Origin of the sequence: Noviherbaspirillum cavernae, from assembly GCF_003590875.1 — a bacterium.
Taxonomy (GTDB): domain Bacteria; phylum Pseudomonadota; class Gammaproteobacteria; order Burkholderiales; family Burkholderiaceae_D; genus Noviherbaspirillum; species Noviherbaspirillum cavernae.
The window spans coordinates 3,810,277-3,823,615 of record NZ_QYUN01000002.1 but is presented as its reverse complement, the minus strand read 5'-3'; the positions used below and the strand labels follow the sequence as shown (position 1 = coordinate 3,823,615).

Sequence of the window (13,339 nt, the reverse complement as noted above, 5' to 3'; positions counted from 1 at the left end):
AATCGTTTTCAGCTTGCATCGATCTGTCTTTCCGGACGCGCCGCAATGAATGCTTCATGTTCCATGCAATGATCGAAGATGCGCATGACCGTCGGCACATTCGACAGGTCACACTCGAATCGTTTGGCGTTGAAGATCTGCGGCACCAGGCAGCAATCGGCGAACGTCGGTGTATCGCCATGACAGAAGCGCCCCGTCTGCGGCTCCTGCGACAGGCGCTGTTCGAGCTGCGTCAGCCCGAGCTCTACCCAGTGCTTGTACCAGGTGTTTTTCTGCTCTTCGGTCACGCCCAATTCTCCGGTGACATAGTGCAGAACCCGCAGGTTGTTCAATGGGTGGATCTCGCATGCAATCATCAATGCAAGGCTGCGCACCCGGGCGCGATCAACAGGATTTGACGGCAACAGCGCAGCTTGCGGACAGGTTTCTTCAAGGTATTCGAGAATCGCGAGAGACTGGTTCATGCTGTGTCCCTCGTCATCGATCAGCACAGGAACCAGACCCTGCGGATTGACGCTCTTGAACGCAGGAAGATTCTGCTCGCCGCCATTCCTGGACAAGTGAACCGGCAGGGATTCATACGGCAAGCCCTTGAGATTGAGGGCGATCCGCACACGGAAGGATGCCGAACTGCGGTGAAACGTGTAAAGCTTCATGAGCGTCTCTTTCGCAATCGCCTCAAACGACCTTGACGTGGATCGTCTCCAGCCCGTCGATGCGTCCCGCCATCGTCTGCCCGCGCTGCACGGCACCAACGCCTTCCGGCGTGCCGGTGAAGATCAGATCGCCTGGTTGAAGTTCGAACAGCGTCGACAGGTTCGCGATAGTTTCCGGCACCGACCAGATCAGATGGCTCACATCGCTGGATTGCTTGACCACACCATCCACTTCAACGCTGATCGCGCCGCGCGTCGGATGGCCGATCGCACTTGCCGGATGGATCGGGCCGATCGGCGCCGAATAATCGAAGGACTTGCCGATTTCCCAGGGTCGTCCCTGTTCGCGCATGCGCATCTGCAGGTCGCGGCGTGTCATGTCGAGGCCGACCGCATAACCGAACACGTGCGCATATGCATCCTCGACGGCGATGTCCTTGCCGCCCTTGCCGATCGCCACCACCAGCTCGATCTCGTGATGGTAATTGCCGGTCAATGACGGATAGGGAATCTCGGCCACGGCATCCTTCGCGACGGGAACGATGGAGGCGTCGTCATTCGGCTTGCAGAAGAAAAACGGCGGTTCGCGGTCGGGATCGAATCCCATTTCGCGCGCATGCGCGGCGTAGTTGCGCCCCACGCAATACACGCGCCGCACCGGGAACAGCGCGTCGGAGCCGGTGACGGACAGGCCGACGATGGAAGGAGGAGGAAGGATGTAGGACATGAGGTTCTTTCAGGTTATTCAGTAGTCGAAAATTTGGACAACGGCTGCATTGCTTCAACTCCTTCCCCTTCAAGGGGAAGGTCGGGATGGGGATGGGTTTTACGCTGCGAAATTAACCCATCCCCACCCTAACCCTCCCCTTGAAGGGGAGGGAACGCAGACACCACCCTGTTGCCCAAGTTCGTGGCTTGTCTGTAAATCTGTTCAATCTTCGAGAAATGCTTCGCGCAGAATGCCCAGCGCGTCGTGCACGGGCCGGTCGGAATAGCTGAACAGCACGGCATCGTCATCCGCGTCGAGGCGCAACGGTGCCCACGAAGGCACGACGAAAATATCCTGCGGTTCGAAGGTGAACTGTTGCCCGCCGATGTGCGCCGTGCCGCGGCCTTCCACCACGCAGTACACCGCGCCGTCGGTGGCGCGATGCGTCTTGCCGCGGAAGCCCTTCGGCAGCAGCTGCAGATAGGTGGCGATGGTCGGCATCGGATAGCCGCCGGTCAGCGGATTGATGTAGCGCATCTTGAAGCCGTGCCATGCATCCGCTGCTTCCTGACGTTGCAGCGTATCGAGCGCCTCGCGGCTGCGCGCATAGGGATAGCTGAAGATCGGCGAGGTCGCCGAGCTGTGGGCGTGCCGCACCGGCGCCATGTTGTAGCCGAAGCGGGCAAAACTGTTGCCCTCGGGTCGCCTCACCTGTTGCGCATGGCTGCTGTCGTTTTCGGCAAAGCCGGCGTCGAAGAAACGCAGCATCGGGATGTCGAGGCCATCGAGCCACACGACCGGCTCGGACACGCCTGCGATGCCTTCATTGCCGTGGTCATGCCAGGTCCACGACGGCGTGATGATGAAGTCGCCCGGATGCATGGTGGTGCGTTCGCCGTCCACCGTGGTGTACGCGCCCTTGCCGTCGACGATGAAGCGCAGGGCGGACTGGACATGCCGGTGCGACGGCGCGATTTCTCCCGGCAGGATCAGCTGCAGGCCGGCGTACAGCGACTGGGTGATGGCAGACTGGCCGCGCAATGCCGGATTCTCCAGCACCAGCACACGCCGCACCGCTTCTTCGGCGCTGATCAGCTCCCCGGATTGTTTGAGCCAGGGACGCACATCCTGGTAGCGCCAGAGGGCAGGCACGCAGGGCGTCTCCGGCTCGCGCGGGACCAGCGTGTGCAGGGATTCCCACAGGGGCGTCATGTTCAATGCGCCGATCCGGCTGTAAAACCGTTCGCGCTCCGGGTGCTTCTGCGTCTCCATGCTGGCTTCCTTGTGTCCCAGTACTCGGTGGATGTCCTGCAGTGTCGATTCCACCCATTATTTAGTCAATCCGACTAAATCAATACATCGCATTGCGTTTTTCAATAATGGTAGGATGCGCGGACCCGGGTTCTCCCGCATAGCAGAAGGCGCTTTCCAAATGGCAAAACTCGACCTCGAATGGCTGACCGTGTTCGACGAGATCTACAAGACCGGCAGCGTGTCGCGCGCGGCCGAACGGCTGGGTCTGGCGCAGGCCACGGCCAGCATCGCGCTGAGCAAGCTGCGGCTGCACTTCGGCGACAAGCTGTTCAGCCGTACCTCGAAAGGCATGGAGCCGACGCCGCATGCGCAGAAGATCTATCCGGAGCTGCGCGAGGTGATGGCGCTGCTGGAAAAGGCGCGCGGCGTGCAGAACGTGTTCGAGCCGGCCTCGACCGCGCGCGACTTTCTCATCTCGATCACCGACATCAGTGAAATCGTCCTGCTGCCGACCTTGCTCAACCACCTGCGCCGCGTCGCGCCGAAGGTGCATATCGAGACGGAAAAGATTTCCCTCGACAGCCCGCGCCGGCTGGAGACCGGCGAGGTCGATCTGGCGGTCGGCTTCATGCCGCATCTCGAAGCCGGCTTCTATCAGCAGACCCTGTTCACCCAGAATTTCGTCTGCCTGGCGGCGAAGTCGCATCCGCGCATCGGCGAACGAATCGGCAAGGCGGCCTTCCTCAACGAGGGGCATATCGTCGTCACCACCTCGGGCACCGGGCACTCGATCGTCGACAAGATGATGGCGCAGCACGGCATCGCGCGCGACGTGGTGCTGCGCCTGCCCAGTTTTCTCGGCGTGGGGCGCATCGTCGCGCAGACCGAACTGCTGGTGATCGTGCCCCGATTGCTGGGCGAAACGCTGGCGTCGCAGGAAGCCATCAAGCTGCTCGATCCGCCGATCGCCTTGCCTTCGTTTGCGGTCAAGCAGCATTGGCACGACCGCTTCCATGCCGATCCGGGCAATGTCTGGCTGCGGCGGACCATGGCGGAGCTGTTTTCCAAGGGGACGCGCAAGCGGGCGACCGACGCTCCAGCTCGGACGAAACGATCTTGAACAAGATCAAGTACCGCACACCCGGGCTGTAACAAGAATCAAGTTCTGCAAGTAAAAACGCCTCCACGATGCAGGACACTAGCCAATGTGCCTGCCAAGGCATCGTTCGCAAACCTCGTTCCCGCATTTGTCGCGATCGCCGGAGCCTGGCCGCGTCAACCAAAGGGAGGCACGCTTCATGTCGCGAATTTCCGCTTGCACGCTGAGTCACGTGATTGTCACCATGCTTCTCGCAAGCATGAGCAGCGCGTCGCTGGCCTGGGTCTATCCGGAGCATCGCGAACTGGCGCTATCGGCCGTGCAGGGGCTGGACAACGATCACAGGCAGGTATTCGACCGACTCTGGCAGGACGCGCGAACGGGCGATGAGGCACGCCTGTGCGCGCTGGGGGCGGACAGCGAGCAAGGACTGACGCCGGCATGCATCGATTGGGCCGCGCTGACAGCCATTGCAGGCGACCACTCCTGCTCCAGCCGCGAGATGTTCGAGACGGCACGCGCATCGAACTGGATCCTGAATGTGGCCGATGTCGCCGCGCAGCTCAAGCTGGATCTGTCCAGCCTGCCGGTGACCGCGCCGCCGGAGGCAAGCGAAGGCAGCAAAAACCTCGTGACGGATGCGCAGCGCAACCTCGAGAGCCAGGCGGTGCGCGCCAGGCGCATCAATGCGCTGCGCACCGCAGACATCCGCTTGCAGCGCGCAGATCCTGCCTATGCCACCCGCGCCGGGTCGAACAACGCGCACTTCCTGCTGGCCCGTCCGAGAACCGACATCAGTCCGCTGGAGTACGCACAGCTGACGCTGCTGCCCGACTCGGAACTCAATGCGATCGGCGTCTATGCATTCTTCCACCTGAGCGCGCTGCAGAAGGCGAGCCGTCTCCGGCATGAGCAGCTGACCGATGCGCAGCGCAAGGCACTGGCGCGCTCTGCATTGGCCGATGAAGCCTTCGCGCTGCACTTCCTGCAAGACGTCTATGCCTCCGGCCATATTGCCGGCACCTGGGGCGATACCTCGCAGCGGAAAGGCACGCACGACTTCTACAACCAGAACGGCCTCGAGGCATTCACATGGAGGGGCGGCAACAGGTCGGTGGTGCTGATGGGCGACGCCCACATGCGCTCGGAAGACGCCATGGTCGCGGCATCGGCAGTGCGCGAAAGCCTGCAGCAGGTACTCGACACGGTATCCGGCCGCGCGGGGAGCCGTGACGTGCCGCCCGCGCCAATGGCACCGGCCGAACCTGACGGCTTCGACGTCTGCGGCAACACCACGATGCCAAGGCGCGAACCCGCCTTGCGTGCGCAGCAGGAACACTTCCCCTTGTTCGTCACGACGCTGGGCGAAACACCGGTGCCCGGCCTCGGTCCGGGGCTGGGGTCGATGCCGCGCTTTCGCAGCGAGGTCGGGCCGTTTGTCGGACTCGCCGGCACGATCGATGGACGCGCCGTCAACCGCGGCTTCGTCGCGTCGCAGAGTGCGAACGGCACTGTCGGCGGACTCGACCTGTCGGTGCGCGCCGGTGTCGGTATCGACGGGGTGATGGGCGACGCAGGCGATGGCCTGGTCTATGCATCCCTTGGCCTGCGCTCGGATCTGCCGTCGAGCAACCGCTTCAACGATGTCTTTCAGGGCACGTCCAGTGGCAACCTGACCGCCGCCATTCCTGCCCGCTCGGGAATTGCGCTCCGTTTTCGCATGCCGTACTACCTGATCCCGGGCGACCTGCTGCTGACCTCGCCGCTGTTTCTGTTCAAGCCGAAGGCATACAAGGACATGGCCGTGGTTGCGGGCAATGGAGGCTTGCTTGGCTTGCAATCCGGGTGGGCCACTTCCATCGGCCGCTTCCAGTTCGTGCTCGGCCGCGAACTCGGCGTGACCTTCTATGGCCGCGCCGGGGATGATCAGTTGATCGCGCCAAGCGATCAGCCCGGCGGCCTGGGGCGCCTTGTCCGCTTCAAGTCGACGTCGTTCGATCTTCCGATCCTGGAGTTCCGCCCGTACCGGGCCTTCTCGAACAACCAGAGCTCATCGGTCGTCTTCCAATTGTTCGCTGCCGCCGATGTGCCGCGCGGCGCTTCGACCAGCTACCCGCCAGGCGCGCCGACGCCCGATCTGCGTACCGTATGGTCGCTCGGACTGAAGATTGTGTTCGACTGGCGGTATTACTACTGAGCGCGACTGCTGACTGCGCTCAATTGATCTGGCCGGATTTCCTTTTCAGCGGATCGGCAGCTTCGTCGAATTCTTCACTTCCTCCATCACCGCATAGGTGTGCGTCTCGCGCACGCCCTTCAACTGCAGCAGCGACTTGCCGAGGAATTCGCGGTAGGCATTCATGTCCTTCACGCGCGCCTTCACGAGGTAGTCGAAGCCGCCGGCCACCATGTGGCATTCCAGCACTTCCGGGATCATCTGCACGCCGCGCTTGAATTCGTCGAACACGTCCGGCGTGGTGCGGTCGAGCACAACTTCGATGAACACCAGCAGCGAGACGTCGAGCATTTCCGGATTGAGCTGCGCGGTGTAGCGCAGGATGTAGCCGGCTTCCTGCAGCTTGCGCACGCGCTCGAGGCAGGCGGCGGGCGAGAGGTTGACGCGCGTCGCCAGTTCGACGTTGCTGATGCGGCCGTCGTTCTGCAGTTCGGCGAGGATTTTCTTGCTGATCTTGTCGAGCATGATGGTTTCACTTGGAAAATTTTGTTTGGCGAAATTCTTGCACGAAACATTAAATTTCGATAGTCACCTTCAATACCAGAATAAATCCATGTGGAAGCTCACTACAATCAAATCATTCATTCATTTCCGATTGCGGTGTACATCATGTCGATTCCCCAAGCCAACCTTCCCGAAACCAGCGGCGCGTATGTGCCATTCGCGGCCATGCATGACGAAATGCTGCCCGCGCCGTCGCCCTTGCGTGCCGCAGTAACAGCAGCGTACCGGCGCGACGAGCGCGAGGCGGTGCAATGGCTGCTGACCCAGGCGCAACTCGATGCGCGTTCGCAGGAAGCGGCGCAGAAGATGGCACGCCAGCTGGTGACGGCCGTGCGCGAAAAACGCACGCGCGCCTCCGGCGTCGATGCCTTGATGCATGAATTCTCCCTGTCGTCGGAAGAGGGCGTGGCCTTGATGTGTCTGGCCGAAGCGCTGCTGCGCATTCCCGATCACCAGACCGCCGACCGCCTGATCGCCGACAAGATCAGCAAGGGCGACTGGAGCCGGCATCTCGGCGAGTCGCCCTCGCTGTTCGTGAATGCGGCGACATGGGGTTTGTTGATCACAGGCAAGCTGGTGGGCACCAGCAGCGAGCAGGGCCTCGGTTCCGCCTTGACGAAGCTGATCGCGAAGGGCGGCGAGCCGCTGATCCGCAAGGGCGTCGATCTGGCGATGCGCATGCTGGGCAACCAGTTCGTCACCGGCCAGACCATCGCCGAGGCGATCGACAACAGCCGCGACCAGGAAGCGCGCGGCTATCGCTATTCCTACGACATGCTGGGCGAGGCGGCGCTGACCGAGGAGGATGCGCAGAAGTATTACGCCGCCTACGAGGACGCGATCCACGCCATCGGCCGCGCCTCGAACGGGCGCGGCATCAAGGACGGCCCCGGCATTTCGGTCAAGCTGTCGGCGCTGCATCCGCGCTACTCGCGCGCGCAGCACGCGCGCTCCATGCAGGAACTGCTGCCGCGCCTGAAACAGTTGCTGCTGCTGGCGAAGCAGTACGACATCGGCCTGAACATCGACGCGGAAGAAGCCGACCGGCTGGAGCTGTCGCTCGATCTGATGGAAGCACTGGCCTTCGATCCGGAGCTGGAGGGATTCGACGGCATCGGCTTCGTGGTGCAGGGCTACCAGAAGCGCTGCCCGTTCGTGATCGACTACCTCGCCGATCTCGCGCGCCGCAGCGGCCGCAAGTTCATGGTGCGGCTGGTGAAGGGCGCGTACTGGGACGCCGAGATCAAGCGCGCGCAAGTCGACGGCATGCCGGGTTATCCGGTCTACACGCGCAAGGTGCATACCGATGTGTCCTATCTGGTGTGCGCGCAGAAGCTGCTGGCGGCGAACGACGTGATCTATCCGCAATTCGCCACGCACAACGCGATGACGCTGTCGATGATCTACAGCTGGGCGCAAGAGCGCGGCATCACGGATTACGAATTCCAGTGCCTGCACGGCATGGGCGAGACGCTCTACGACCAGGTGGTGGGCAAGGACAAGCTGAACAAGCCGTGCCGCATCTACGCGCCGGTCGGTTCGCATGAAACGCTGCTGGCGTATCTCGTGCGTCGCCTGCTGGAGAACGGCGCGAACTCGTCCTTCGTCAACCAGATCGTCGATGACAGCGTGTCGATCGATGCACTGGTCGCGGACCCGTTCGACGTGACGAAACAGCAGGGCGGCGAGCCGCATTCGAACATTCCGCTGCCGCTTGATCTGTACGGCGCGGAACGGAGGAATTCGGCCGGCTTCGACTTGAGCAATGAAAGCGTATTGCGCGACATCGATGCCGCATTTACGCAATTCGGCGCGACGCAATGGCAGGCCGCGCCTCTGCTGGCCGCATCACTCGCAGAGGGCGGCCAGCCGCAGCCGATCACGAATCCGGCCGATCGGCGCGACATCGTCGGCCATGTGATCGAGGCCGATGAACAGCATGTGGCGAGCGCGCTGGACGCGGCCCAGGCCTGTGCACTCGACTGGCAGACCACGCCGCCCTCCGAACGCGCAAGCATGCTCATGCGCGGTGCCGATCTGCTGGAACAGCACGCGCCCGAGTTGATGGCGCTGGCGATCCGCGAAGCGGGCAAGTCGCTGCTGAATGCGATTGCGGAAGTGCGCGAAGCGGTCGATTTTCTGCGCTACTACGCGATGCAAGTGCGCGGCGAAACGAATGCGCTGGCGCTTGGCCCGGTGGTGTGCATCAGCCCGTGGAACTTTCCGCTGGCGATCTTCATCGGCGAGGTGAGCGCCTCGCTGGCGGCCGGCAATGTGGTGCTGGCGAAGCCGGCCGAACAGACGCCGCTGATCGCGCACCGCGCGGTGCAGTTGCTGCACGAAGCGGGCATTCCGAGAAGCGCGCTGCAATTCCTGCCGGGTCGCGGCGAGACAGTCGGCGCGAAGCTGACGGCTGATCCGCGCGTGCGCGGTGTGATCTTCACCGGCTCGACCGAGGTCGCGCAACTGATCAACCGCACCCTGGCAAAACGCGCAGTGAGCGAATCGCACGAAACCGCACTGGTGGCGGAAACCGGCGGCCAGAACGCGATGATCGTCGATTCCAGCGCGCTGCCCGAACAGGTGGTGCAGGATGCACTCGCCTCCGCCTTCGACAGCGCCGGCCAGCGCTGCTCGGCGCTGCGCGTGCTGTGCCTGCAGGAGGATATCGCCGACAGGACGCTGACGATGCTGAAGGGAGCGATGCAGGAGCTGCGCATCGGCAATCCGGATCGCCTCACCACCGACATCGGCCCGGTGATCGACGAGGAGGCACGCCAGAATCTGCTGCGCCACATCGAGCGCATGAAGGCGCAGGGCAGGCCGGTCTACCAGTTGCCGCTGGCCGATGATTGCGCGCACGGCACCTTCGTCGCGCCGACCGTGATCGAGATCGGCTCGCTGTCGGAACTGACGCGCGAAGTGTTCGGCCCGGTGCTGCACGTGCTGCGCTATCGGCGCGAGCAATTGCCGGCGCTGGTCGAGGCGATCAACGCGAGCGGCTACGGCCTCACGCTCGGCATCCATTCGCGCATCGACGAAACCATCGACTTCATCACGTCCAACGCGCATGTCGGCAACATCTACGTCAACCGCAACATCGTCGGCGCGGTGGTCGGCGTGCAACCCTTCGGCGGCGAAGGCAAGTCCGGCACCGGACCGAAGGCCGGCGGCCCGCTGTACGTGAAGCGGCTGCAGCGCAATCCCGTGCTCGCGTCCGGCCCGCACACGATTCATGCGCCGCAGGCATCGCCGCCGACGGCCTTCGCCGAGCTGCTGGCATGGGCGCAGACCCACGGCCATGCGCGGATCGCCGCGCTGGGCGAACGCTATGCGCACGCGAGCCTGCTCAACACCGCGCTGGTGCTGCCGGGCCCGACCGGCGAGCGCAACACGCTGTCGTTCGCGCCGCGCGGCGCGGTGCTGTGTGCGGCGAGCGACGTGCCGACCCTGCTCAACCAGCTCGCCGCCGTACTCGCCACCGGCAATCGTCCGGTGCTGACGGGCACGACGGCGAAACTGTTGCCGGCCGGCCTGCCGCGCACGGTGCGCGACGCGATCGTGCGAATCGACGGCCATGCGCAGGCGGATATCCACGCCGCGCTGCTGGATGCGCCACTGATGCCGCAAGCGCTGCCGCAGCTGGCAGCGCGCGACGGTGCGCTGGTGGCCGTGATCCAGACCTGCGAGGAAGAGGCGATCCCCTTGTGGCGGCTGGTCGCCGAGCGCGCAGTGTGCACCAACACCACCGCCGCCGGCGGCAATGCGAGCCTGATGACATTGCAGGGGTGAGGACGGACTTGCGGACAAGCCCGCAGTAACAGGCTTGTCCGCCGCCTTTGCGGCGGCATCCCGAGGCGGATTGCCGCTTCTCTGCGGCAAAAATTATTGTAAAAACAATAACAATGTGATGCAATGCGGCTGCTGTTGTTAGAACAGCAACAATCCAAATACGGAGCCGCTCCCATGTCCGATCTGTCCCAAGGCCTCGACTTCGCGCGCGCCAGCGCCGTCTTCACCGCCGACACCCGCCTGTACGAGCTGGAGATGCCGACCGGACACGCGCCGCTGCTGGTGGAAAGCTGGGTCGGCCGGGAAGCGCTGTCGGCGCTGTCCGAATACCACCTCACCTGCCTGTCGACCACGGCGACGCTGCCGCTGCAGGCGCTGCTCGGGCAGCAGCTCGCTCTGCACACGCGGCTGGCCGACGGCAGCATCGGCACGCGCTCGGGCTACGTGCGCGCCGCCTTCCAGCTCGGCGCCGACGGTGCGCACGGTAACCTCGCCCGCTACCGGCTGACGCTCGTGCCGTGGCTGTGGTTCGCCACCCAGCGCCGCCGCTCGCGCGTGTTCCAGGACCGGGACGTGCTCGAGATCGTCGAACAGGTGTTCGCCGCCGACGCCGCGCGCGCCAACTGGCGCGTCAGCGCCGAGGCGCGCGAATTCCTGGCGCGGGTGCGTCCTCGCAGCTACTGCTGCCAGTACCGCGAGAGCGACTACGCCTTCGTCACGCGTCTCTTGGCCGAGGAAGGCATCGGCTTCCATTTCGAGGAAACCGGCGCGGACGGGCCGGGTGTGTCGCGTCAGCAGCTGGTGCTGTTCGCCGATTCGGCCCGGTTCGCCGAGGACGCCAGCGCCGCCCGCGATGGCGGCATCCGCTTCCACCGCGCCGCCGCCGTCGAAACCGCCGACACCATCCAGACACTGCATGCGCGGCGCACGCTGCAGGCGGCCGTCACCACGCGCGCCTCGTGGGACTACAAGGCGAAACGCGTCACCGCCGTGTCGCTGCCGACCGCGCATCAATTCGGCGGCCCGAACGCGCCGCACGTCGAAAGCGGCGACTGGGCCGGCGTGTACGCCTTCGCCACCCAGGACGAGGCGCTGCACTACGCGCGCATCGCGCGTGACGGCGCCGACGCCCGCTTCAAGGACTGGTTCGGCGCGGGGGGCGTGCGCACCTTCCGTCCCGGCACCGCGTTCGAGGTCATCGGCGCGCCGCTCGAGCAGCGCGACGCCCCGGCGCAAGCGAAGCGGCTGGCGCTCCTGGGCGTGCTGCATGCCGGCGTCAACAACCTGCCGGCCGCCCTGCGACAGGAGGTGCGGCAATCACTGGGCGCGGCTCCCGTGCCGCACGCCGATGACGATGCCGGCCTGCCGCCGGCCGCGGACGACTTCCACCCCGGTCTGGATCGGCACACGCAGGATCTCGACGACGCCGAGCGCTGGCTCGACCATGCCGCGTGGGAGGTACTGCTGCGCGAAGCCGACGGCAGTGGCTACGCCAACCGCTTCACCGCGATCCGCGCCGACATCCCGTGGCGGCCGGCCTTGTCGGACGGCACCGGCCTGCTGCAGAATCCCAGACCCACCGCCCTGGGCAGCCAGAGCGCGATCGTGGTCGGCGCGGACGGCGGCACGGCCGCCGCCGGCACCGTGCACACCGACCACCTCGGCCGCGTTCGCATCCGCTACCCGTGGCAGATCACGGAGCAGAACGGCTGCTGGGTGCGGGTGGCGCAGCTGTATGCCGGCCCCGGCTACGGCGCGCAATTCATCCCCCGCATCGGCCAGGAAGTCGTGGTCCGCTTCCTCGACAACGACATCGACCGCCCGGTCGTCACCGGCGTGCTGTACAACGGCCGCGGCCGGCACGACGCCGACGCCTATGCCCAGGCAAGCGACCACGCCCCGGCCGCGCAAGAGAATCTGGCCGGCGGCGCCTCGCCCGCCTGGCACGGCGCGGCCGCTGCCCACCGCCATGCCGGCTACCTGTCCGGCTTCAAGTCGGTCGCGCTGGGTGCCGATGGCCATGCACGCCAGAGCAACCAGCTCGTGTTCGACGACACCAGCGGCCGCCTGCGTACCATGCTCGCCAGCGACAGCGCCGCCACACAATTGAATCTGGGCCACCTGATCCACCAGGCCGACAACCACCGCGGCAGCTTCCGCGGCACCGGCTGGGAACTGCGCACCGATGCCCGCGGCGCGCTCCGCGCCGGCAAGGGGGTGCTCATCTCGACCTATCACGGCAGCGCGCCCGGCGGCGGCCCGGAGCCGGCCGGCGAGAACAGCCCCGGCATTGCGCTGCTGAAACAGGCGCAGGGCTTCGCCGACACCTTCAACCGCGCCGCCGCCACGCATCAGACCGTGCAGTTCATTCTCGTCAAGGGCGGCGCGCTGAACGGCGGCAAGCGCCAGAGCCGCCTCGACGACGAGGCCGCGCCGATCGCCGCGATGGTCAAGGCGATCTCGGGCCTGGTCGATGCGCAGGACGGCGGCGTTGATGGACACGGCGAGAGGATTGCGCACATGCACGCGCCGCTGGTGGTGGTCGCCGCGCAGGCCGGCATCGGCGTGGCGGCCGCCGACGGCCTCCACGTCGCCGCCGGCGAAGTCGCGCATCTGGCCGCCGGCCGCGACCTCCATCTCGCCACCGGCGATGCGCTGAGCATCCACAGCGGCCAGGCGCTCGGCCTCTTGGCCGGCGCGGTCGGGCCGGGCGAGAACGACGCCGGCATCGCGCTGATTGCGGGCCAGGGCGACATCGACCTGCAGGCGCAGAGCGATGCGATGACGCTTGCCGCGAAGGACCTGCTGCAGCTTCTGTCGGCCAACAGCCACATCGACCTGGCGGCGGCAAAGAGCATCACGCTCGCCACCGAGGGCGGCGCCAGCATGACCATTGCGGACGGCAACATCACGTTCGCCTGCCCGGGGACGATCTCGATCAGGGCAGGGAGCAAGAAATTCGTCGGGCCGGTGAAGCAGAACTACGTTTTGCCGAAATTCCCCAGGTCGATCTGCAAGCGTTGCAAGCGCAGTGCAGCGGCAACCGGTTCGCCGTTTTCAGTGCTCGAAGAGTGATCCGCTTTTACCTT

General features: G+C 65.0%; 8 protein-coding genes. 4 read left to right on the top strand and 4 right to left on the bottom strand.

The window, feature by feature from the left end; all coding sequences use genetic code 11:
• Positions 1-8 precede the first annotated feature (8 nt).
• From maiA to gtdA, 3 genes are all read right to left on the bottom strand, one after another.
• Complete coding sequence (gene maiA, locus D3870_RS18030) at positions 9-656, bottom strand: maleylacetoacetate isomerase (RefSeq protein WP_119741303.1); 648 nt, start codon at positions 654-656, stop codon at positions 9-11.
• A gap of 22 nt (positions 657-678) precedes the next feature.
• Entirely contained in the window at positions 679-1,383 is a 705-nt protein-coding gene (locus D3870_RS18025; protein ID WP_119741301.1) for a fumarylacetoacetate hydrolase family protein, read from the bottom strand.
• Positions 1,384-1,587: 204 nt separating this feature from the next.
• Positions 1,588-2,637 (bottom strand): gentisate 1,2-dioxygenase, encoded by a 1,050-nt coding sequence (gene gtdA, locus D3870_RS18020; RefSeq protein WP_119742323.1) that lies wholly within the window; start codon positions 2,635-2,637, stop codon positions 1,588-1,590.
• 160 nt (positions 2,638-2,797) lie between these two features.
• Between gtdA and D3870_RS18015 the strand changes: the two genes are divergently transcribed.
• Entirely contained in the window at positions 2,798-3,739 is a 942-nt protein-coding gene (locus tag D3870_RS18015; protein ID WP_119741299.1) for a LysR family transcriptional regulator, read from the top strand.
• Between the two features lie 178 nt (positions 3,740-3,917).
• Positions 3,918-5,915 carry a hypothetical protein gene (locus D3870_RS18010; protein WP_147375825.1) on the top strand — a complete coding sequence of 666 codons (1,998 nt, stop codon included), beginning with the start codon at positions 3,918-3,920 and terminating at the stop codon, positions 5,913-5,915.
• A gap of 45 nt (positions 5,916-5,960) precedes the next feature.
• Here the strand turns inward: D3870_RS18010 and D3870_RS18005 are convergent, their stop codons facing one another.
• The gene (locus D3870_RS18005; RefSeq protein ID WP_119741295.1) at positions 5,961-6,419 is read right to left on the bottom strand and encodes an Lrp/AsnC ligand binding domain-containing protein; all 459 of its coding nucleotides are present in this window, start codon (positions 6,417-6,419) and stop codon (positions 5,961-5,963) included.
• Positions 6,420-6,563: 144 nt separating this feature from the next.
• Between D3870_RS18005 and putA the strand changes: the two genes are divergently transcribed.
• Both putA and D3870_RS17995 read left to right on the top strand, forming a co-directional pair.
• Positions 6,564-10,250 carry a trifunctional transcriptional regulator/proline dehydrogenase/L-glutamate gamma-semialdehyde dehydrogenase gene (gene putA / locus D3870_RS18000; protein WP_119742321.1) on the top strand — a complete coding sequence of 1,229 codons (3,687 nt, stop codon included), beginning with the start codon at positions 6,564-6,566 and terminating at the stop codon, positions 10,248-10,250.
• 174 nt (positions 10,251-10,424) lie between these two features.
• The gene (locus D3870_RS17995) at positions 10,425-13,325 is read left to right on the top strand and encodes a type VI secretion system Vgr family protein (RefSeq protein ID WP_119741293.1); all 2,901 of its coding nucleotides are present in this window, start codon (positions 10,425-10,427) and stop codon (positions 13,323-13,325) included.
• The last annotated feature ends 14 nt before the right edge of the window (positions 13,326-13,339 follow it).